The 20,970-nt window shown below is 63.2% G+C and carries 15 protein-coding genes and 5 pseudogenes; 13 read left to right on the forward strand and 7 right to left on the reverse strand.

The window, feature by feature from the left end:
- Nucleotides 1–110 precede the first annotated feature (110 nt).
- The 3 genes from choV to QNJ43_RS21610 form a co-directional block, all read right to left on the reverse strand.
- Entirely contained in the window at nt 111–1,145 is a 1,035-nt protein-coding gene (choV, locus tag QNJ43_RS21600) for a choline ABC transporter ATP-binding protein (protein WP_300472978.1), read from the reverse strand.
- A gap of 16 nt (nt 1,146–1,161) precedes the next feature.
- Nucleotides 1,162–2,007, reverse strand: coding sequence for a choline ABC transporter permease subunit (choW, locus tag QNJ43_RS21605; protein ID WP_300472980.1), 846 nt, complete (start codon nt 2,005–2,007; stop codon nt 1,162–1,164).
- 347 nt (nt 2,008–2,354) lie between these two features.
- A complete protein-coding gene (locus tag QNJ43_RS21610; protein ID WP_300472981.1) occupies nt 2,355–3,335 on the reverse strand; it encodes a choline ABC transporter substrate-binding protein in 981 nt (326 codons plus the stop codon).
- Nucleotides 3,336–4,161: 826 nt separating this feature from the next.
- On the opposite strand from QNJ43_RS21610, the gene betI reads away from it, so the two are divergent.
- The 5 genes and pseudogenes from betI to QNJ43_RS21635 all read left to right on the forward strand — a co-directional run bounded on the left by betI (nt 4,162) and on the right by QNJ43_RS21635 (nt 8,913).
- Nucleotides 4,162–4,782 (forward strand): transcriptional regulator BetI, encoded by a 621-nt coding sequence (gene betI / locus QNJ43_RS21615; protein ID WP_300472983.1) that lies wholly within the window; start codon nt 4,162–4,164, stop codon nt 4,780–4,782.
- A gap of 18 nt (nt 4,783–4,800) precedes the next feature.
- A complete protein-coding gene (gene betA / locus QNJ43_RS21620) occupies nt 4,801–6,456 on the forward strand; it encodes a choline dehydrogenase (RefSeq protein WP_300472985.1) in 1,656 nt (551 codons plus the stop codon).
- Between the two features lie 181 nt (nt 6,457–6,637).
- A pseudogene (gene betB, locus QNJ43_RS21625) lies at nt 6,638–8,100 on the forward strand (betaine-aldehyde dehydrogenase).
- A gap of 133 nt (nt 8,101–8,233) precedes the next feature.
- Entirely contained in the window at nt 8,234–8,608 is a 375-nt protein-coding gene (locus tag QNJ43_RS21630) for a type II toxin-antitoxin system RelE/ParE family toxin (protein WP_300472988.1), read from the forward strand.
- Entirely contained in the window at nt 8,605–8,913 is a 309-nt protein-coding gene (locus QNJ43_RS21635; RefSeq protein ID WP_300472990.1) for a transcriptional regulator, read from the forward strand. Before QNJ43_RS21630 ends, QNJ43_RS21635 begins: the two co-directional genes overlap by 4 nt.
- Before the next feature lie 64 nt (nt 8,914–8,977).
- Here QNJ43_RS21635 and QNJ43_RS21640 read toward each other — a convergent pair whose 3' ends face one another.
- A complete protein-coding gene (locus tag QNJ43_RS21640) occupies nt 8,978–12,451 on the reverse strand; it encodes an AAA family ATPase (RefSeq protein WP_300472992.1) in 3,474 nt (1,157 codons plus the stop codon).
- Nucleotides 12,451–13,734, reverse strand: coding sequence for a DNA repair exonuclease (locus QNJ43_RS21645; protein WP_300472994.1), 1,284 nt, complete (start codon nt 13,732–13,734; stop codon nt 12,451–12,453). Before QNJ43_RS21645 ends, QNJ43_RS21640 begins: the two co-directional genes overlap by 1 nt.
- Nucleotides 13,735–14,024: 290 nt before the next feature.
- Between QNJ43_RS21645 and QNJ43_RS21650 the strand changes: the two are divergent.
- From QNJ43_RS21650 to QNJ43_RS21670, 6 genes and pseudogenes are all read left to right on the forward strand, one after another.
- Nucleotides 14,025–15,145, forward strand: a pseudogene (locus tag QNJ43_RS21650) (ABC transporter substrate-binding protein).
- Nucleotides 15,146–15,711: 566 nt separating this feature from the next.
- Nucleotides 15,712–16,639 (forward strand): annotated as a pseudogene (locus QNJ43_RS21655) (branched-chain amino acid ABC transporter permease).
- Nucleotides 16,636–17,151, forward strand: coding sequence for a branched-chain amino acid ABC transporter permease (locus QNJ43_RS27625; RefSeq protein WP_346433093.1), 516 nt, complete (start codon nt 16,636–16,638; stop codon nt 17,149–17,151). Before QNJ43_RS21655 ends, QNJ43_RS27625 begins: the two are co-directional and overlap by 4 nt.
- A 143-nt stretch (nt 17,152–17,294) precedes the next feature.
- Nucleotides 17,295–17,585, forward strand: coding sequence for a hypothetical protein (locus tag QNJ43_RS27630; RefSeq protein ID WP_346433094.1), 291 nt, complete (start codon nt 17,295–17,297; stop codon nt 17,583–17,585).
- Nucleotides 17,586–17,607: 22 nt separating this feature from the next.
- Nucleotides 17,608–18,352, forward strand: a pseudogene (locus QNJ43_RS21665) (ABC transporter ATP-binding protein).
- A pseudogene (locus QNJ43_RS21670) lies at nt 18,349–19,037 on the forward strand (ABC transporter ATP-binding protein). Before QNJ43_RS21665 ends, QNJ43_RS21670 begins: the two co-directional pseudogenes overlap by 4 nt.
- A gap of 139 nt (nt 19,038–19,176) precedes the next feature.
- Here the strand turns inward: QNJ43_RS21670 and QNJ43_RS21675 are convergent.
- Nucleotides 19,177–19,437 carry a hypothetical protein gene (locus tag QNJ43_RS21675; RefSeq protein ID WP_300472996.1) on the reverse strand — a complete coding sequence of 87 codons (261 nt, stop codon included), beginning with the start codon at nt 19,435–19,437 and terminating at the stop codon, nt 19,177–19,179.
- Nucleotides 19,438–19,522: 85 nt separating this feature from the next.
- Between QNJ43_RS21675 and QNJ43_RS21680 the strand changes: the two genes are divergently transcribed.
- Together QNJ43_RS21680 and QNJ43_RS21685 are read left to right on the forward strand one after the other, a co-directional pair.
- The gene (locus QNJ43_RS21680; RefSeq protein WP_300472999.1) at nt 19,523–19,687 is read left to right on the forward strand and encodes a hypothetical protein; all 165 of its coding nucleotides are present in this window, start codon (nt 19,523–19,525) and stop codon (nt 19,685–19,687) included.
- An 8-nt stretch (nt 19,688–19,695) separates the two neighbouring features.
- Nucleotides 19,696–20,244, forward strand: coding sequence for a hypothetical protein (locus QNJ43_RS21685; RefSeq protein ID WP_300473002.1), 549 nt, complete (start codon nt 19,696–19,698; stop codon nt 20,242–20,244).
- Nucleotides 20,245–20,423: 179 nt separating this feature from the next.
- Here QNJ43_RS21685 and QNJ43_RS21690 read toward each other — a convergent pair whose 3' ends face one another.
- Entirely contained in the window at nt 20,424–20,939 is a 516-nt protein-coding gene (locus QNJ43_RS21690; protein WP_346433103.1) for a DUF2478 domain-containing protein, read from the reverse strand.
- Nucleotides 20,940–20,970 lie beyond the last annotated feature (31 nt).

The following is a 20,970-nucleotide window of genomic DNA, read 5'->3' on the forward strand; positions in this document are numbered from 1 at the left end:
GGGGCCCGGCGCCCCCCCCCCCCCCCCCCCCCCCCCCCCCCCCCCCCCCCCCCCCCCCCCCCCCCCCCCCCCCCCACGGAGGGATCGGGGTTTCAAGTCCTTGAAAGCCCCTAGCGCAGACACTCCAGCAAATCCGCCTGGCGGACGACACCGAGCACCTCGTCGTCCTCGCGCACGATGACCGGCTCGTTTGCATCGAGGCACATGTCGATCAGTTCGCGCACCGGGGTGCGGGCGCCGCAGGTTGGGTTGCCGTTCAGCTTCATGCCGTTCGCATCGCCCATGACATCGCGGGCGCGCAGCACGTTGAGCGGGTTCATGTGGGCGACGAAATCGCTCACGTAGTCCGTGGCGGGCTTGCGCACGATTTCCTGCGGCGTGCCGAGCTGCACCACCCGCGCGTTCTCCATGATGGCGATGCGCGAGCCGATCTTCACCGCCTCGTCGAGATCGTGGGAGACGAAGATGATGGTGCGGTTGAGCTTGGCCTGGAATTCCAGAAGCTCGTCCTGAAGGCGCGAGCGGATGAGCGGGTCGAGCGCGGAGAAGGGCTCGTCCATCAGCAGGATCGGGGCGTCCGTAGCAAAGGCACGGGCGAGGCCGACGCGCTGCTGCATGCCGCCGGACAGCTCGTGCACCCGGTTGTCGGACCATTCGGTGAGGTCGACCAGATCGAGCTGGGCGCGGGCGCGTTCGGTGCGCTCCTTCTTGTCGACGCCGGACAGCTCTAGCGCGAAGCCGACATTTTCCAGAACCGTGCGCCACGGCAGCAACGCGAACTGTTGGAAGACCATCGCGACGCGGGAGCGGCGCAACTGGCGCAAGCGTTCGGCCGAGCAATCAGCCGGATCGACCTGCTCGTCGCCGTCGCGCACCAGAATCCGGCCACGAATGACCGGGTTGAGGCCGTTGACGGCGCGCAGAAGCGTCGACTTGCCGGAGCCGGAAAGCCCCATCAGGACGAGCACCTCGCCCTCGTAGACGTCGAAATTTGCTCCCGTGACGCCGACGACCTGGTCGGTTTCGGCCTGGATCTCGTCCCGGCTCATTCCCTTGTCGATGAGCGGCAGAGCGGCCTTGGGTTTCTTGCCGAAGACGATGTCGACGTTTTCGAAGCTGACACTGGGAATGTTTTGGTCTGTCATATCCTGGTTGGCCATATCAGCGGCCTGCCTTGCGGTCGTCCATCTTCAGGAAACGGTCGAGCATGACGGCGATCATCACGATGGCCAGTCCGACTTCGAAACCCTTGGCGATGTTGGCCTGGTTGAGGGCTCGAAGCGTGGGAACGCCAAGCCCGTCGGCCCCCACCAGCGCCGCGATGACGACCATGGACAGCGAAAGCATGATGGTCTGCGTCAGGCCCGCCATGATGGAGGGCATGGCGTAGGGCATCTCGATCTTCCACAGAAGCTGCCAGGGGGTCGCGCCGAAGGCCTGACCGGCCTCGATCAACGGCTTGGGCGTGGAGGCGATGCCGAGCCGCGTCAAGCGGATGGGGGCGGGAATTGCGAAGATCATCGTGGCGATCAGGCCCGGCACCATGCCGAGGCCGAACAGGATCAGCGCCGGGATCAGATAGACGAAAGTCGGGATCGTCTGCATTAGATCCAGGATTGGGCGCAGCACGGTGTAGAAGGTGGCCTTGCGGGCCGCCAGAATGCCGATGGGAACGCCGACGACCATGCATAGGACGGAGGCGGAAATCACCAGCGACAGCGTCTCCATCGTCTCCGTCCAGTAACTCTGGTTGATGACGAAAAGGAGCGCGATGGCGACGAAGAGCGGGAAGCTCCAGTTGCGGCGGACGACCCAGGCGAGCGCCACTGCGCACAGTACGACGACGAGTGGCGGCGGGGTGAGCAGGACCCACAAAAGGCCGTCGATCAGTTGGGAGAGGAACCAGGCGATGCTATCGAAAACGCCAGCGGCGTTATCGGTCAGCCAGTCGACCAGCCATTCTACGCTGCGTCCGATCTGAAGTTTGTGCTCGGCTATCCAGTTCATGCTTGTTCATTCTTCGTGTGGGACAAGGGGATCGTGATCGCGAAATGGCTTCCAGCCGTCCGCACGGCCCCGTGAGGAGGCGGGCATGCGGGCGAAAGGATCAAAACGGAATGATGCGCGCGCTTATGCATGCGGTCGATAGCAAGCTGCGTTCCGGCGATTTCGCCGGGCGTTCGATGCGTGATTGCCGGTGGATAAACCGGTGGCACGGGGCGCCGTCGGTCGCGCGGAGCGGCGGCGTGTTTCGAACGGTCTGCCATGTGGGGCGGGAGCGTGCGTCAACATGATGAGCGGGAAGGCATGGAGGGCCGGAGCGCGAAGGAGTTCCGCGCACCGGCCTCGTGTCCTCAGAGTCCCAGCGAGGCCTTGACCGCGGGCAGGGCGTCCTTGCCGTCGATGGTCTTCACGCCATCGAGCCAGGCGTCGAGAACGTCGGGGTTCTTCTTCAGCCAGGCCCTGGCGGCCGGCTGGGCATCTTCGCCGTCATTGAGGATCGAACCCATGATCTCGTTTTCCATCTGGAGTGAGAACTTGAGGTTGTTCAGCAGCTTGCCGACGTTCGGGCACTCGTCCGTGAAGCCCTTGCGCACGTTGGTGTAGATGGTGGCGCCGCCGTAGTTCGGGCCGAAGACGTTGTCGCCGCCCGACAGGTACTCGATGTCGTAGTTGGAGTTCATCGGGTGCGGTGCCCAGCCGAGGAAGACGATGTTCTTGTTGCGGCGGATGGCGCGGCGGACCTGCGAGAGCATGCCCTGCTCTGAGGATTCGACGAGGTCCATGCCGCCGAAGCCGAACTGGTTGTTCTCGATCATGCCGAGGATCAGGCGGTTGCCGTCATTGCCCGGCTCGATGCCGTAGATCTTGCCGCCCAGGTCGTCGGAGAACTTGGCGATGTCCTGAAAGGTCTTGAGGCCCTTGTCGAACGTGTATTTCGGCACCGCGAGCGTGTATTTTGCGCCTTCCAGATTGGCGCGCAGCGTCTCAACCGAACCGTCTTCGCGATAGGGCTTGATGTCGGCTTCCATGGTCGGCATCCAGTTGCCGAGGAAGACGTCGATGTCATTGTTCTTGAGTGAGGTGTAGGTGACGGGGACGGACAGCAGCTTGATGTCCGGCTCGTAGCCCATGCCCTGAAGGATCACGGAAGTGGCGGCGGTGGTGGAGGTGATGTCGGTCCAGCCGACGTTGGAGAAGCGTACCGTCTTGCAGGCGTCCCCGGCCGCGGCTGCGGAACCGGCCAGACCGACCGCGAAGGCCGCGGCGGTGGCGAAGCGGACAAGGGTGCGGGCAACCGCGCTGGGGGCGGATCTGCTCGTCTGGGTCTGCATCGATAATATCTCCTCATTTATCTCAAGACCGTGCCGTCTGCGGCACATGATAAGGACTGGGTCGGCACCGGGATCGGCGCGTCGGACAAATGGGTCATCGCATCGCGAGCTTTGCAAGGCCCTATTCAGGCCCCTGCACTTTATGAACCGCGCATTGCGAGCCGTGGAAAGACGGTCGCCATCCGCGGTCAAAACGATCTCCGTCAAAGCCCCCGGCACGGACGTCCGAAGTGCCGGACCATGCCCCCGGACAGACAGGGACAGGACAGGCGCGATAAAACTACGCGCGCATGCGCGATGAAGCGCGCGCCCGACCGCATTCCCGTCAATGCGATACACCCTTGCGGGCGATATTGCCGTCGGGGCGAATCCGCCCGCACGACAACACGTTTCAAGCCCGATACGCCGGACACACCCGTTGCGATCGGATCGGCATGATCCAACCGGCCAACATGCCCGGCATTTTCGCAATCCCAAGGGCGAGCCCCTCCCCGCCCTTTTCGGCCGACTTCGCCGAAAGACACGCTACATGCGACAGGCCCACGCGGCGGGCCACCCGGATGTGGCGGATTGCCACGGATCCCGGTCTTCGCAGCATCGGACATGGTGCCGAGCGCGGGCGAGGTCTCTGCAGCCCACATAAGGAAAAACCGGGAATTCCACCCGGCCGACCCGCAGGCGGCGACGCCTCGAACCTTCGCACGCCGAACCTGAGTCCAAGCCGCGAAACTGAGACCATATAAGCACCAACCCGCATCAAAGGCAAATTTTTATTGATTGAGTGTTCAATCAAAAATACTTTAGTCAAAGCCTCAGGAAATTGGATATGCCTCGAATTGGAATGGAAGGCGCGCGCAAGCGTGCACTGATATCGGCGACTGTGGAGACCATCCACGAATGCGGATTCTGCGATGCGACGGTGGCGGATATCGCCCGTCGCGCCGGTGTCTCCGGTGGGCTGGCGCTGCACTATTTCGGATCGAAGAAATCGCTGCTGACGGAGACGATGCGTCATCTGCTCGCCGATCTGGCTCGCGAGCTAAAAGAGGAGCGGGAGAAGGCACATACGCCGCGACAACGGATTTCCGCCGTCATCGCGGCGAGTTTCGCACCCTCGCAGTTCCGGGCGCCGGTCATCTCCGCCTGGCTTGCCTTCTATCTGCAGGCGGAAACGGATCCGGAAACGCAGCGGTTGCTGCAGGTCTATCACCGCTGGCTGATTTCCAACCTGACGCATGAGTTCCGCACCTGCGTGCACAGGCGCGGTTCGGCAAAACAGGCGGCGGAAGGCACCGCCGCATTGATAGACGGGCTCTGGCTGCAACGTGCGCTTGCCAAGGGGCCCGCTGATGCCCGTACCGCCATGCGCCTGGTGGAAGACTATGTCGAACGGCAGATCGAGGCCGAGGCGCCGACAACAAGGGGTGGCCCGAAGGGTCAACGATAACAACGAAGAGAGTGACGCGTGAACCAGTTCGATTACATCATCGTCGGGGCCGGCTCGGCCGGCTGTGCGCTGGCCGCAAGGCTCAGCGAGGACCCGCGCAATGCCGTTCTGCTGCTGGAAACAGGAGGCTCGGATGCCGGGCCCTTCATCCAGATGCCGGCGGCGCTTTCCTATCCCATGAGCATGTCGCTCTATGATTGGGGATTTGAAAGCGAACCGGAACCACATCTGGGTGGGCGGCGGCTTCAGATCCCGCGCGGCAAGGTGATCGGCGGGTCGTCAGCGGTCAACGGCATGGTGTATGTGCGCGGACACGCGGGCGATTTCGATACCTGGGCGAATATGGGCGCCAAGAGCTGGGACTACGCGTCGGTGCTTCCCTATTTCAAGCGCATGGAAACGAGCCACGACGCCAAGAGCGCGTGGCGCGGCACGCACGGGCCGGTTCACGTGACGCGAGGAGCGCGCAAGAACCCACTCTACATTGCCTTCATCGAGGCCGGAAAGCAGGCCGGTTACGCCGAGATCGAGGACTATAACGGCGAACGCCAGGAAGGCTTCGGCGCGATGGAGATGACGGTCTGGAAGGGCAAGCGCTGGTCGACCGCCGATGCCTATCTGAAGCCCGCCCTGAAACGGGAAAACCTGACGCTCATAACCGGGGCGGCGACACGGCGCGTTCTCATCGAGGACAAGCGCGCGCTCGGCGTGGAATATGAGCGGCGCGGCAAGGTGGAGACGGTGCTTTCGGGTAAGGACGTGATCCTGGCGGCGTCAGCGATCAATTCGCCCAAGCTCCTGATGCTGTCGGGTGTCGGTAATGCGGAGGAGTTGAAGCGGGCGGGCATCGATCCGATCGTCCATCGTCCGGGCGTCGGGCTCAACCTGCAGGATCATCTGGAGGTCTACGTTCAACAGGCCTGCGTTCAACCGATCACGCTCTTCAAGTACTGGAACCTGTTCGGCAAGGCTCTGGTGGGGGCGCAGTGGCTGTTCACGCGTACCGGCGTCGGGGCCTCCAACCAGTTCGAAAGCTGCGGTTTCATTCGCTCGCGGGCGGGCATTCCCTATCCCGATATCCAGTTCCACTTCCTGCCGATGGCGGTGCGCTATGACGGGCAGGCGGCGGCCGAGGGACACGGCTATCAGGCCCATGTGGGGCCGATGCGCTCCAAGTCGCGCGGGACGGTGACGCTTGGCGGCGACAAGCCGGAAGATAAGCCGGTGATCCGCTTCAACTACATGAGCGAGACGGAGGACTGGGCGGAATTCCGCCAGGCGATCCGTCTGACGCGGGAGATCTTCGGCCAGAGCGCGTTCGATCCCTATCGCGGCAAGGAGATCCAGCCCGGCGACGACGCGGTGAGCGACGAGGCGCTCGACGATTTCGTGCGCGAGCACGCCGAAAGCGCCTACCATCCGTGCGGAACCTGCAAAATGGGGGATGCGAACGATCCCTTCGCGGTGGTGGACCCGGAGGGTCGGGTCATCGGCGTGGAAGGCCTCAGGGTCGCCGACAGCTCGATCTTTCCGCAGATCACCAACGGAAACCTCAATGCGCCCGCAATTATGGTCGGCGAGAAGATCGCAGATCACACCCTGGGCAAGAGCCTGCCGCCGGCAAGCGCCGTGCCTGCCTGGTGGCATCCGGACTGGCAGAACTCCCAGCGGTAGTGGGCGAGACGGGAACGGGATCGCAACCGTTTCTTGACCTCCGCCATGCTCCATTATCTGAAATCGGGTCGGCCCGCGGTGAAACGCGCGGCCGGCTCTCGACATTCAACACTCGACTCTTGAGGGCCTTTCGGGCCCCATTCGATAGAATTCAAGTCAAATAAGAACAGGAGACCGCCTTATGCGCGCCCAACCAGAAGCGTCCAATTGTATTCACGGTGTTTACTCGCAAGAGACCGAAGGTCCGGAATTCGACAGTGTCTATCCGGCGACCGGCGAGACAATCGCGAGCATGCGCGCGGCGCGCGAAGAGACCGTGAACCGGGCCGTGGCTTCGGCACGCGAGGGCTTCAAGGTCTGGTCTGCGACGCCTGCGATCGAGCGCGGACGAGTGTTGCGGCGCGCCGCCGAGATCCTGCGCGAGCGCAATCGCGAGCTGTCGGAACTGGAGACGCTGGATACCGGCAAGGCGCTGCAGGAAACGCTGGTCGCCGATGCGGCGTCGGCTGCCGAATGCTTCGACTATTTCGGCGCGCTGATCCCCACGATGACGGGCGAGCATATCGATCTGGGTGGGTCGTTCGCCTATACGCGGCGCGAACCGCTGGGCGTGTGCATCCGCATCGGGGCGTGGAACTATCCGATCCAGATCGCCGATTGGAAGGCGGCGCCGGCACTTGCCTGCGGCAATGCGATGCTCTTCAAGCCGTCGGAAGTGACGCCGCTCTCGGCGCTGAAGCTGGCGGAAATCCTGATCGAGGCGGGTCTGCCCAAGGGCGTGTTCAACGTTGTCGAGGGCGACGGGGAGACGGGACGGCTTCTGGTCTCGCATCCCGATATCGACAAGGTGTCGCTGACGGGCTCTGTGCCGACGGGCGAGAAGGTCGCGGCCCTTGCGGGCAGCGGCGTGAGGCAGGCGACGCTGGAGCTTGGCGGCAAGTCGCCGCTGATCGTGTTCGAGAATGCCGATATCGACGATGCGGTTTCCGGCGCGATGCTGGCGAATTTCTATTCCACCGGTCAGATCTGTTCCAACGGCACGCGGGTTTTCGTGCATCGTTCGATCAACGGGAAATTTATCGAGAAGCTGGTGGAGTGCACGAAGAAGATCGTCATCGGCGATCCGATGGACGAGGCCAGCCAGATGGGGCCGCTCGTTTCCAAGGCGCAGTATGACAAGGTGCTCTCCTACATGCGGCTCGGCTAGGCGGAAGGGGCGGAACTCGTCTATGGCGGCGAAGCGGTGCTGGCGACGGCTTTGTGAACGGCTGGTGGGTGCAGCCGACCATCTTCGCCGATGTGGCCGATCACATGAGGATCGCGCGCAAGGAGGTTTTCGGCCCCGTCATGTGCGTTCTGGATTTCGACACCGAGGACGAGGTGATCGCACGGGCGAACGCGACCGAGTTCGGTCTGGCGGTGAGGCTCTTCACCCGCGACATCGCCCGCGCCCATCGGGTCGTGGCGCAGCTTCAGGCGGGGACCTGCTGGATCAACAACTACAACCTGACACCGGTCGAAATGCCCTTCGGCGGCGTGAAAAAGTCCGGCATCGGGCGCGAAAACGGCAAGGCCGCGATCGAGCACTATTCGCAGGTCAAGGGCGTGTATGTGGAGACCGGCAAGGTGGACTGCCCGTACTGAGGGGGCGTTCGGGCGCGCTCTTGCTCTTTCCGATGTTTGGATTCGGAGAGTTGGCGTTAACGGTTGAGTATTGACCTTGTGCGTAATCTACGCACATATGGAATGTGTATCCAACTGGATGAACAGGCGCTCAATGCACACCGTTTGCCAGCTCAAAGCGTTTTATAGAGTGGCTCTTGCGGCTGGGGTGTCGGACGAGGATATCGGGAATCTGGTCACCTATCTGGCGAAGCATCCTGATGCCGGTGTGGAATTGAAGGGTACCGGTGGTTGCAGGAAGGTTCGCTTCGCCATAAGGGGCAACAACAAAGGAAAGAGCGGTGGCGGGCGTACCATTACGCTCTTTTCCGGCGAGGATCTGCCGTTGTTTCTCATAACCGTTTTTGCGAAAAGCCAAAGAATTACGCTCACCAAGGCGGAATGCAATAAACTGCGGATACTCTCGGAGGATATCGTTCAGGAGTATGCGCGACGCGTAACGCCCATTGCTGCTGGAGAAGGGTCATGAGCAAGGCTGTGTTCGATCAGATCGCCGAAGGCCTGGAGGAAGCTCTGGCTGTGTCTTGCGGGCAGAGTGCAGCGTACCAGTTGCACGTGCCCGCCGAAATCGACGTGAAGGCAATCCGGGGCCGCACCGGACTGTCACAGCGCGACTTCTCCTCTACCTTCGGCTTTGGTTTCGACCAACTCAAGCAATGGGAACAGAATCGATCGCGCCCAGTGCGCGCGTTGCGCGCTTATCTTCTGCTCATCAATGCTCGCCCGGTTGAAATGCTGGCGGCCTTGCGTGAGTTGGATCTCGACGGAGAATAATGGGTCTGACGATTCCGTTCAGAACGTGGCTGGATAGGGAAAATGCCCGGTCGCGTTCAAAGTCTCACCCCGTCAGCGGATCGGGCAACTCGTGCACAGTGGCCTGAGGGCAGACCTGCCGGGCGATTTCGCACAAATGCGGGTGGTGGGTGAGGTGGACGACCTGTCCCTTTTCCCCCATTTCCGCCAGAAGCCGGATGGTCTCTCTCGCGCGATCGTCATCGAAGGTTTCGAGAATGTCGTCGGCGATGAAGGGCAGGCTCGCGCGGTTGGCGACGAACTCGTAATAGCCCGCGATCCGAAGCGCCAGATAGAGTTGGAAGCGCGTGCCCTTGGACATCTCCGCCGCCAGCTTGGAACGCCCGGCATGGTCGAGGCCGATGAGCACTTCCCGGTCGCCGTCCGCCTGGGTGGTGAGGCCGGAATGGGCGCCGCGAGAAATCTCCGCAAAGGCCCGGCTGGCCCGGTCCATCATGGAAGACTGGTGGCGGTCGCGATAGGCGCGAAGCGCCTGTTCGGCGGTGAGAATGCCCGCCTGCAGTCGCAGCCAGTCGCGCGCCTTTTCCTCGATCTCCAGCAAAACCGTGCCGCGCTCTTCTTCAAGACGGGCGACGGCGTCGCCGCCGCCGCCGACGGCGGCAAGCGCCTTGTCCGCTTCCCTTTGCGCGCTAAAGAGTTCACGGGTGTGCTGGTCGTGATCCTCCGCGCGCCGCTTCGTCTCCTCAAGCTCTTCCGTCAGGGCCGCACGGTCGACCTTGTCGAGCCGGGCTTCGGCCTCGGCAAGGTCGGGGGCATCAAGCGTCGCCACGATTTCGCTTTCCAGCGCGCCGGTCTGCTCCGCCAACCGCTTGCGGCGTGCGAGGGCCTCGAGTTTACGGGCAACTTCGTCGAGGCTTTCGACCGCAAAATGGGCGGTCATCTCTGCCTTGCGCTGCGCAAGCGCCTTGCCCACCTCCTCGGTCTCATGCTGTGCCTTGCGCTCTTCCTCCAGCGCCTCACGCTTTTCGATGAGACGTTCCTGCGCCTTGCGGGCCGCGGCCGCTTGATCGGCTAGCGTACGGCTCAGATCATGCGAATCTGCTTCCGCTGCCAGGCCCATTTCCTCGGCCAGTGCGCGGGCGGCATCCGTGAACGCCTTTGCGTCGGCTTCCATCGCATCGATGCGCTCGACCAGCGCCTTGCGGGTCTCAAGTGCCGGGGCGAGGTCCGAAATTTGGTCGAGAAGCGCGCGCACGATATCGGGCGACGGCGGCTCATTGGCGCCGACGAACCAGAAGCGGGCGCAGGTGGCTGCCCAGTCCGTCTGCCAGGCCTGCTCAACCTCTTGCGCGCGGTTGAGTGCCTGTTCCCGGCGTTCCGTCTCCGCGCGGCGACGGTCGATGTCCTCGCGCAGGCGTTTCATCTGCGCTTCCGCATCGATCAGGATTTCGGCGCGATCCGTCAGGCGATCAAGCAGGACGTCGGGCTCCGGCGTCTCTCCGGCAGCGGTGAGTGCTGCGGCGAGCTGTGTGCAGGCCGTCTTGCCGTCTTCGATTGCCTGCTTCAGATCACCGTCGTGCCGACGGATTTCCGTGCGTGTTTCGAGTGCGGTTGCGCGGGCCGCCAGCCAGGCTTCGAGATGGGAGAGCGACAGCCCCGCCAACGCCGGATCGGCATGGCGCAGGGCGGCTGCGATTTCGTGGATAAGCGCTTCCGACTTCTCCCGCGCCGTATCCATGCGTTTGCGGGTCTCTGTCGCTTCTGCCGTGAGCCCCGCGAGTTCGACCGTCATGCGGCGATGGTCGGCGCGTTCCGTGCTCTGGGCGAGACGGGCTGCGGTGAGCGCGTCATCCTGTTTAAGGGCGGTCCGGAAGGCATCGGCGGTGGCTGCGTCGAGTTTTGCGCGATGGGTGGTCCATGCGATTTCGCGCGCCTCATGCGCCTGAGCGGCGGCGGCTTCATTGAAGAGACCGGCGGCATTTTCCAGCGCGTCGCGTTCCGCTTCAAGCCGGGCGAGCTTGGTCGACTGATCGGCAGCGCGTTCTTCCAGAAAGGAGAGCGTTTCGCGCAGGTCCTTTTCGCGCGCCTGCCAGTCGCGGATATCGGCATCGCTCGGAAGGGAGAGGCGTGCGAGCGCATCGGCATCGCCCTGCCAAGGGCTGAGTGCCGCGAGTTGTTCATCGAGCCGTTCGCGCGCTTGAGCGATATTGCGTTCGGCGAGACGGCGACGGGCGGCATGGTCGTCGGAACGCAAGGCGGAAAGCGTGGCCTTGAGGTTGGCAAGGGCGGTGCCGTCGGAGGCGCGCGCACCGGCATTCTCGGCAGCCTTTTGCGCGTCGATTTCCGCCTCGTGGGTCGCATCGCGTTCGCGGCGGGCGGTCTCGACATCGCGCGCGATGCCGGAGCGGGTCTCCATCAGCGTGCGCAGGCGTGCGAGGCTTGCCGCGGGCACGATCAGGCGGTCCGGATCCGGCTCGTCGGCACGCTCCAGCGCTTGCAGGATATGGGCGATGCGCGTTTGCGCCTCGCCGAGCTTCAGCCGTTCTTCCGGCAAATCGGCCCCGAAAGAGGCCTGACGGGCGACCTGTTCGCTCAACGCGTCGATGCGAGCGGCAAGCGCGAGGGCCGTTTCGTCCGGAACGATGGCGGCGAGTTCTTCACTCAGCGTTTCGATGCGCCGGGCCGCCTCGCGGCTTCGCTCGGCAAGCCGGGTTTCGTCCTTGATCAGGCCCGGCAGGGCGTCTGCCCAGCCAAGCGGAGCTTCCGGCACATCCTTCAAGGGATCAAGATCGGCGCGCAAGGCACGCAATTGCGCCAGACGCGGCAGGGCCGAGCGAAGGGCGGAAATCTCGGCAATGCGCCGCTTCAGGGCCGCGCCTTCGCTCAACGCGCTTTCGTAGGCGTCCTTAGCCGCATCTCGATCCTTGGCGAGCTTGTTGTAGGCAGCTGCCGTGGTGTCCAGATCCTTGCGCTGCGTGGTCAGATCGTCGAGCCGGGTGCGCAGCGCGCGCAGTTCCGTGTTGCGGGCGTTCTTGCGGTGGATGCCGCTTGCTTTCTCACGCAGATCGGCCAGCGTGTGCGAGAAAGCGGCGAGCCCGGAACTTGCGGAAAAGAGCAGTTGGCCGAGATCTCCTTCGCTTGCCAGAATTGCGTCGCCGCCGGTTTCCAGCGTCTCGTCATCGAGCGAGAACATGGTGCGGTAGGCATCGCGATCCACGCCGCCGAGGGCTGCTTGCAACAGGCCCTCCGGCAACGGGCGGTCGGCATCATCGAGCAGGCTCTGGTTCTGCTTCTTGATGCGCGCGAGTGTCAGCGTGTCGGCGTCCAGTTGCAGCTTCGCGCCGATCCGCATCGCGTCGTAGGAATGCAGGAAGTTGTACTTGCTCTTCATCGGGATCGAATAGAGCAGGTCCAGCCAGGCGGAGAGCAGCGTCGATTTGCCGGCCTCGTTCGGGCCGTAGACGATATGGAAATCGGGGCCTTCGCCGCGCGGGCCGAATTCAAGCGCGTGGTCGGTGAACTTGCCGTATCGGGTGAGGTCGAGGCGTTCGATCCGCATCACTCGTCCTCCGGTCCGGGCACGGCCTGAAGGCGGGCGAGAACGTCCTCAGCCCCTTCCGCGGCCAGCGCATCCAGTAGGGCTTCACGTGCGGCCTCGTCCTCGCCGAGATGGGCGCGGACCTCGCCGGGGAGCTGGCTTGTCAGAGCGTTTGCTAGATCCGCCATCTGGGTGCGAAAGCTTGGGCTTTTCAGGATCTCCTCGTCGATCAGCGCGCGCAGCTCATGCACCGGGGCGCCTGACGTTTCCTCGCCTGTGTTTGCGCTGCCCGCAGGCAGGCGGCAGGCATTGGCGACCTTGTCGATCCACGTGCCGTCGATACTGCCCGCGATCGCCTCTGCCTCGCTTGCCAGAAGGTCCGTATCGCGCCGCAGACGCCAGGCGAGCGGGGTCTCCCCGCTCAGGTCAAGGCGGGCGACCAGATGATCGCACACCGCTTCGGTGCGGGCGGCTCGCAAGGCCCGTTCAAGCGCGGCGACCATGTCGGCCCAATCCTCGATACCGGTGAGATCGATTGCGACGCGCTCGAACTGAGCGGGCGCGATGACGCGTTCCTTCACCGTGATCGAGCAATCGTCGGAGATGGTGACTAGGTTGACCGATTTCGCTCCCGCCTCGCCGATATCGCGGCCTTGCGGAATGCCGGGCATGACGATTGTCGCCTTCGTGCACTGAACGGAACGTTGGTGTATGTGGCCGAGCGCCCAGTAGTCGAAGCCCATGGCTTCCAGTTCTGCAGGCTGACAGGGGGCGTAGGGATTGTGGCCCGGCGCGCCGCCGAGGCTGGTGTGCAGCATGGCGATGTTGATCGCGCCCTCGACCGGCGGCTTGAACTTGTCGAGCAGGCTTTCGGGGGCGTGCGGCTGGTTGAAACTGATGCCGTGGACGGCGACGTCGAAGGGAGCATCGGTTTCCAGTGTCACGGCTTCGGCGCGGCCGGAGAAGGTCGTGACGCTGTCGGGCAGAGTCAGTTCGCAGGTGATGCGAGAGGCGGCGTCATGGTTGCCGCGGATCAGGAAGGTCTTGATGCCCGCTTCGTGCAGGCGGGCGAGTTCGGCGGAAAGAAACAGCGCTGTTTTCATCGAGGTCTGCGCGCCGTCATAGAGATCGCCCGCGATCAGCAGCGCGTCGACCTGTTTGTCCCGAGCCAGATCGACAGTGCGCGAAAAGGCTGTGCGGGTGGCCGCGCCGATCAGGTTCGCCAGATCCGGGTTTCTCAACGCCAGCGATTTCAACGGAGAATCCAGATGAATGTCGGCGGTATGGATGAAACGGAAGGGCAAAGGACTGCTGGTCTCCTGACGGGCAGGCAAAGGATTTCGGGCAAGGGATCAGTTAAGTCGACGCATGGCACATTTCTAGCCGGAGTCGGGAATGGGGGGAAGGCGAAAGGTATGGAGTGAACGATTGCCTTCTTCTCGAATTCCCCGTTTCCGCAACGTTTTCGCATCGCAAACGATGATATGTCGAATTTCCCCGGCTACAACTTTCCCAAAGGTTAGAACCAAGAGGCGAAAACGCCGGGGACAGGGACATGGCATCAATCGGAACGGAACGGGCGGCGCTTGCCGCGATGATGATTGCAGGTGCGGCGATGACCGCGCAGGGGGCACAGGCGGAGCCGGTCAAGGTCGGCATGATCACCACGCTTTCGGGCGGCGGGGCGAGCCTCGTGATCGATGCGCGCGACGGCTTCATGCTGGCGCTCAAGCAGTCGGGCACGAAGGACGTCGAGGTCGTCATCGAGGACGATCAGCGCAAGCCCGATGTGGCGGTGCAGCTTGCCGACAAGATGATCCAGTCCGACAAGGTGGACGTTCTGACGGGCATCATCTGGTCGAACCTCGCCATGGCGGTGGTGCCGTCCGCCACGCGGCAGGGCAAGTTCTATCTCTCCGTCAATGCCGCGCCCTCGCAGCTTGCGGGCCGGGGGTGCAGTCCGAACTATTTCTCCGTCTCCTACCAGAACGACAACCTGCACGAGGCGGCGGGCGCCTACGCCAAGAGTGCGGGCTACAAGAAGAGCTTCATCCTTGCGCCGAACTATCCGGCGGGGAAGAACTCTCTCACCGGCTACAAGCGCTTCTATGAGGGTGAGCTTGCCGGTGAGGTCTACACCAAGCTCGGGTAGACGGATTATGCGGCCGAGATCGCCCAGATTCGGGCTTCCGGCGCTGACAGCGTGTTCTTTTTCCTACCCCCGGCGGCATGGGCATCGCCTTCATGAAGCAGTACGCGCAGTCGGGTGTCGACCTGCTGTTGATCGGCCCGGCCTTCTCGTTCGATCAGGCGACCGTGCAGGCCGTGGGCGATGCAGCGATGGGTGTGAAGAACACGGCCAACTGGTCGAAGGACATCGACAACGCCGCGAACAAGAAATTCGTCGACGGGTTCGTGGAGGCTTACGGTCGGCTTCCCCCCATCTATGCCTCCTATGGCTATGACACCGCGAACCTGCTGCTCTCGGCCATGAGCAAGGCCGACATCTCCGATGCCGACGGTTTCCGTGCGGCGCTGTAGGCGGCCGATTTCGAGAGCGTGCGCGGCAAGTTCTCCTTCGCCTCCAACCACCACCCGGTGCAGGACATCTTTGTGCGCGAGGTGATCAAGGAGGGCGAGATCTACACCAACAAGATCATCGCCACCGCAATCACCGATTGTGACAACGCCTATGTCGGCGACTGCAAGATGTGAGTGAGGTGGTCGGGTGCGCCGTGTTCGATCTCTCCATCGTCATCACCCGGCGGAAGTTCGGGTGATCCATCCGGTCAGGGTGCCGGGATGAGAGCACAATGGATTGTCCGGACGGAGCCGGGCAATGACGGCGGCGGGGATGGGGTAATTCGCGCTGGTATGGTGCGGGCCGACCGCCTGGATGCGATTTTTCCGAATCTGCGAACGGTCCTGCGATGCCTTCCTCATCCCTCGATGTCATCCTCGCGAAAGCGGGGAACCAGCATTCCAGAGACCTTTCAATGATGTCCCTCACTTCGATCCTGTGGTTACTGGATCCCCGCCTGTGTCTTGTGTTTCGAGGGGATGACAATCGGGCGTGGGGTGGGGCTTGTGCCTCCCGTCTTGTCATGTGGGGCGACACGCAGAGGCCCAGTCCCCTCTCCCATGGGGAGAGGGTTAGGGTGAGGGGGTGTCGTCCCTTCCGTATCCACGAGAGCCCGATACCCATCACCTCTCCCCATGGGAGAGGTGATGGGTGCGTGTCGCATTCCTCTCTGCCGATCTGGTGACCGGGGGCATCAAGCGTGACTGCGGCTCTTCTTTTCGATCAGATCCTCAACGGGCTTCAATTCGGCGTCATGCTGTTTCTGATGGCGGCGGGGCTGACGCTCGTTTTCGGCGTGATGGGGGCTGATCAATCTGGCGCACGGTTCGCTCTACATGGTCGGTGCCTTCGCCTGTGCGGGCGTCGTTGGGGCGACGGGTTCCTATTCGCTGGGGCTTATTGCGAGCCTCATCGCGGCGGCTGCGGTCGGGGCGATTGTCGAGGTGGCGGTGATCCGGCGGCTTTACGGGCGCGATCATCTCGATCAAGTGCTGGCGATCTTCGCGCTGATCCTGATGTTTTCCGAAGGCACGCGCTGGCTGTTCGGCTCGTTTCCTCTGTTTCTCGATCTGTCCGTGGCCTTGCGCGGGGCGGTGCTGTTGCCGGGTGGGATCGAATATCCGCTCTTTCGCCTTGCGCTCATTCTGATTGGGCTGGCGCTGGCGGGGGCTCTGATGTGGCTCATTAACCGCACCCGGCTCGGCATCCGCATCCGGGCAGGCGAGGTCGACCGGGAGATGATCGCGGCGCTCGGCGTCGATATCACCAAGCTCTACACCATCGTCTTTGCACTGGGGGTGGCGCTCGCAGGGCTCGCGGGTGCGCTCGTCGGCACGGTGCAGTCGGTGCAGGTGGGCATGGGCGAGCCGGTGCTGATCCTCGCCTTCGTCGTGGTGGTGATCGGCGGGATCGGATCGATCAAGGGCGCGCTTGTCGGGGCGGTGCTGGTCGGTGTCACCGATACGCTCGGCCGGTTCCTGTTGCCCGCCGCCTTCGGCCTCGTGATGGATCCGGCGAGCGCCACGTCGGTCGGCTCCGCGCTTGCCTACATGTCGATCTACATCCTGATGGCGGCCGTGCTGGTGTTCAAACCCGTCGGACTCTACGGCGAGGCGTCGGGCGCATGAACCGGGAAATCGCGCTCAACACGGCTCTCGCACTCGGCCTGCCGGCAGTGGCGCTCATCGCGCAAGGGATGGGTGAGACCTTCACGATCACGCTGGCGACCAAAGTCGCGATCTTCGCGCTGGCAGATGCGGGGCTGAACATTGCGCTCGGCTTCGGCGGACTGGTGTCCTTCGGCCATGCGGCGTTCTTCGGTATCGGCGGATATGCGGCGGGCATTCTGGTGCGTCACGCCATGTATTACGAGCCGGTGCTGACATGGCCCGTCACGCTCGAGGGCACGCAATCTATGCCGGTCATCTGGGCGGTGGCGATTGTCGCGAGCGGACTGGCGGCTCTCGCCATAGGCGCCTTGAGCCTGAGGACGTGCGGTGTGTTCTTCATCATGATCACGCTCGCCTTTGCGCAGATAATCTACTATTTCGCGATCTCCTGGCCGACCTATGGCGGCGGGGACGGTTGTTGCTGGGCTTGCGCAACTCCTTTCCGGGCATCGATACGCTCGATCCGTTGAGCTTCTTTCTCCTCAGCTAGGTTCTGCTGATGATCGTTCTCGACCTGTCGGCGCTGATCACGCGCTCGCGTTTCGGGCTGGCGCTTCACGGTGTGCGGTAGAATGCGGAGCGACTGAAAAACCTCGGCATTCACCCGACCCGCGTGTTGCTGACGGCCTTTGCGATCTCCGGCATGGTGACGGGGCTTTCCGGCGTGTTCTATGCCGATCTCAACCGCTTCGTTTCACCCGCCATGCTGTCCTGGCAGACATCGGGCGAGATCATGGTTTTCGTCATTCTGGGTGGTGTCGGGCGACTCTTTGGGCCGCTGGCCGGAGCCGCGTTCCATATCGTGCTGGAACACAGTCTGGGCTGGGTGTCGGAACATTGGCAGTTCCTGCTAGGGCTGCTGCTTCTGCTCGTGGTGCTGTTTGCGCGTGGTGGTCTGATCTGACTTCTGGCTGGGGAGCGGCGGCATGGCTGATCCGGTTCTCGATATTCGCGGTTTGAGCAAGCATTTCGGCGCGCTGCGGGCGGGCGATCACGTCGATCTCGATCTGCGGCCCGGTGAAATTCATGCGCTGATCGGGTCGAATGGGGTGGGGAAGTCGACCCTTATCAAGCAGATCGCCGGGGAGCTTTCACCCGATGCCGATACGATCCGTTTTGCCGGGCGGGACTGACGGTGCTGGGTGCGGTGGCGCGGGCGCGCATGGGGCTGGCGCGCACGTTCCAGGTCTCTTCCGTGGCGGGCGAATTCTCCGTCTTGCAGAACGTCATGCTGGCGGTGCAGGGGCGCTTGCGGCGGACCTACCGGTTTCTCCGGCCCGCGCTTTCCGATTTGAGACTGTGATCGATCCGGCGCGCAAGGCGATCGCGCGTGTGGGCCTGTCTGAGCGCGAGAGTGTTCGTGCCGCCGATCTTTCGCACGGCGAGCGCCGCGCCCTGGAAATCGCCATCACGTTGAAGGCCTTCCTGCTCGATGAACCCATGGCCGGGATGGGACCGGAAGGCGTGCGGCAACTGACCGGGCTTCTCGACGGATTGCGCAGCCAGGCTCCGATCCTGCTGTTGGAACACGACATGGAGGCGGTCTTCGCGCTGGCCGACCGGATTTTGGTACTCGTCTACGGCCGCATCATCGCCTGCGGAACGGTGGAGGAAATCCGCAACGACCGTGAGGTGCGCGCGGCCTATCTCGGCGAGGAGGCGGGAGCATGAGCACCCTTCTTGAGGTTGCCGGGCTGACGGCCTTCTACGGCGCCTCGCAGGCGCTTTTCGGTGTGGACTTGCGTGTCGGGGCGGGTGAGGTCGTGGCACTTATGGGGCGCAACGGCATGGGCAAGACGACCACGGTGAAATGCGTCTGCCGGATGATGCCAGCTGCCGCTGGTCGTGTCTCCTTTAAAGGAGCCGATCTCACCGGTTTGCACTCTCACAAGGCGGTGAGATCGGCATCGGGCTTGTGCCGGAGGGGCGGCGATGTTTTGCGCCGTTGAGCGTGGAGGAAAACCTCGTCTGTGCCGCGCGGCCGGGCGAATGGGATATGGCCCGGGTCGGGGATCTCTTTCCTCGGTTGATCGAACGCCGTGTCCAGCCCGCGCGCACGTTCTCAGGCGGCGAGCAGCAGATGCTCGCCATCGGCCGGGCGCTGATGACCAATCCGAAATTGCTCATTTCGGACGAGGCAACCGAAGGGCTCGCCCCGGTGGTGCGTCAGGAGATCTGGCGGGCGATCGCGGATCTCAAGCGCGCCGGGCTCGCCATCCTGATCATTGACAAGTCGCTGGCCGATCTCACGGCGCTTGCGGACCACTGCGTGATCCTGGGACGCGGCGCGACAGCCTGGACCGGAGCCCCTTCTGCTTTGAGCGAAGATATCTGCGATAGCTACCTCGGCGTCTGATTTTCTGACTTCGTCATTATTGTCTAATTATAATGATCTTCCGTGTTTTCATAATCCTCTATCCTGTGAACGAAGGTTAATTCTTAAATTATATTAACCATAATATAATTAAAAAGAAAATTATTTTCCAGTTTTTACTTCATAAAAATCGACGGTTAAGCCGAAAAGTGCAGGAATAAAGGGAATGACGCGCGTTCTCGTGATCGATGACGATAAGCTTATTCGAAATGCGCTGCAGGCTGCATTGAAACGACGCAGGTTCACCGTGCGCTTGGCGCAGGATGGCGTGGAGGGCTTGAGGGAAATCGCTTGGCGGCCGGTCGATTCCGTTTTCGTCGATATCTTCATGCCGGGCATGGACGGATTCGAGTTCATGCGTGCCCTGCGCAAGGCGGATCATCAGACCCCGGTCATCGTCATGTCGGGCGTGCGGATCTGTCCGCCCCATCTTTTCGGCGGGTCGGAGGGCGCCGGATTATCTGCGCATGGCCCGCGCACTCGGCGCGGTGCAGGCGCTGCAGAAGCCGTTTTCGCCGGAGGAATTGTCGGAAGCGCTGGAAGCAAGCCTCGGCGCGCCGCGCGATGCCGCAATCGCGACAAGCGGTCCGGGCGGTCGGGGATTTGACGCCGATTTGTGCGTGAGGCGTTAGGACCAGGCATGGATGATCTTGCGGAGCAGGCAGATGCACGGGCCTTGCCAAATGCGCAAACCTTGCTGGCGTGCGGTGTGGCACATGACTTCAACAATCTGCTACTGGTGATGATGTTCTATGCCGACACGCTCGAGCGGCACGGGGAGCTTGCGGCCATGCGGGACGAGATCGCGGGAATCCGACATGCGGTGGAACGCGGGCGCAGGCTCACGCGGCAGCTGCAGACGATTGCGGGGCACGATCCGGTTCCGGTGGAAACGACCGATCCGGACGAGGTGCTGACGTCGATCCAGCCGAGACTGCGGCAAGCCCTGGGCACGCGGGGCTGCCTTGAGGTGCGGATGTCGACGCCCCTCCCGCCGGTGAGCGGGGATCGGAAGCGTCTTGAGGGAATTCTCGTTCTTCTGGCAGAAGAGGCACGTGCGCGCATCGGCACAGGCGGTGCTTTCTCGGTCACGGCGGAAAATGCGGTGAGTTGGAATGGCGGACCTGCATCGTCTCGTGACCATGTGCGCATTCGCCTGGAGGATGACGGCCCGGCGCCCTCTCCCTGAACATATGGCGCGGTTCTTCGAGCCCTATTATGCCGCCAAGCAGTTTAGCGTGGGCTCGGGCTTGCCGTCTCGCAGGCTCTGGCGCGCCACGCGGGCTGGGATCTGAGCGCGGAACGGCGGTCATCGGGCGGCTTGCGGTTCACCCTGCTGCTGCCGTGCGCACTCTGCGAAGAGATACCCTAGGCGGCCGCGTGGGCCTTTGCCCAAGCGATGACGGCCTCGCCTTCGCGCGGCAGGGTGCGGCCGAGACCGTCGTGGAATTCGGCCCAGGCGGCCATGTAGTCGGAGCGCACCGCAGTCGGCACGGGGACGCCGTTGATGACCGCACGCTCAAACACGCGGCGCAGGCCGTAGCTTTCGGATTCGGAGCGGCCGAATCGGTTGACGATCAGCATGTCCGCTCCGTCGGCAAGTTCCCGTTCCAGTCGGGCGACGACCTCGGTGATCGCATGCGGGCTCAACCGGCAGCCGCGCGCCTGCTCGCCGCGCTCTTCCAGAATGCGGATTCCCCAGCCGTCCCGCACGCTCTTCAACGCCATGGTCTTTACGTCGCAGCCTTCGTTCTTACCGCCGATCTGCACCACGCTGGCCATGCGGAAGCCGGACAGGGCGGCCGCGACGTCGCTGAGCAGCGTGTCGACATCCTGGCGCGGTTCGAAGGCGATGGCGGCGAGAAAGCAGGGGGTGATCGTTATCGGTGGTCATGAGGCGGGCCGTTCAATCGTT

Origin of the sequence: Breoghania sp. (genome assembly GCF_030066895.1) — a bacterium.
Taxonomy (GTDB): Bacteria; Pseudomonadota; Alphaproteobacteria; order Rhizobiales; family Stappiaceae; genus Breoghania.

Coding starts and splice junctions, on each gene's coding strand:
- QNJ43_RS21675 (WP_300472996.1), bottom strand. CDS start 19,437: ATGATCCGCCTTGCGCAGGGCACGCATGAACTCGAATCCGTCCATGCC.
- QNJ43_RS21610 (WP_300472981.1), bottom strand. CDS start 3,335: ATGCAGACCCAGACGAGCAGATCCGCCCCCAGCGCGGTTGCCCGCACC.
- QNJ43_RS21640 (WP_300472992.1), bottom strand. CDS start 12,451: ATGCGGATCGAACGCCTCGACCTCACCCGATACGGCAAGTTCACCGAC.
- choV (WP_300472978.1), bottom strand. CDS start 1,145: ATGACAGACCAAAACATTCCCAGTGTCAGCTTCGAAAACGTCGACATC.
- QNJ43_RS27625 (WP_346433093.1), top strand. CDS start 16,636: ATGAACCGGGAAATCGCGCTCAACACGGCTCTCGCACTCGGCCTGCCG.
- betI (WP_300472983.1), top strand. CDS start 4,162: ATGCCTCGAATTGGAATGGAAGGCGCGCGCAAGCGTGCACTGATATCG.
- choW (WP_300472980.1), bottom strand. CDS start 2,007: ATGAACTGGATAGCCGAGCACAAACTTCAGATCGGACGCAGCGTAGAA.
- QNJ43_RS21635 (WP_300472990.1), top strand. CDS start 8,605: ATGAGCAAGGCTGTGTTCGATCAGATCGCCGAAGGCCTGGAGGAAGCT.
- QNJ43_RS21685 (WP_300473002.1), top strand. CDS start 19,696: ATGGATGATCTTGCGGAGCAGGCAGATGCACGGGCCTTGCCAAATGCG.
- QNJ43_RS21630 (WP_300472988.1), top strand. CDS start 8,234: ATGCACACCGTTTGCCAGCTCAAAGCGTTTTATAGAGTGGCTCTTGCG.
- QNJ43_RS21680 (WP_300472999.1), top strand. CDS start 19,523: ATGGCCCGCGCACTCGGCGCGGTGCAGGCGCTGCAGAAGCCGTTTTCG.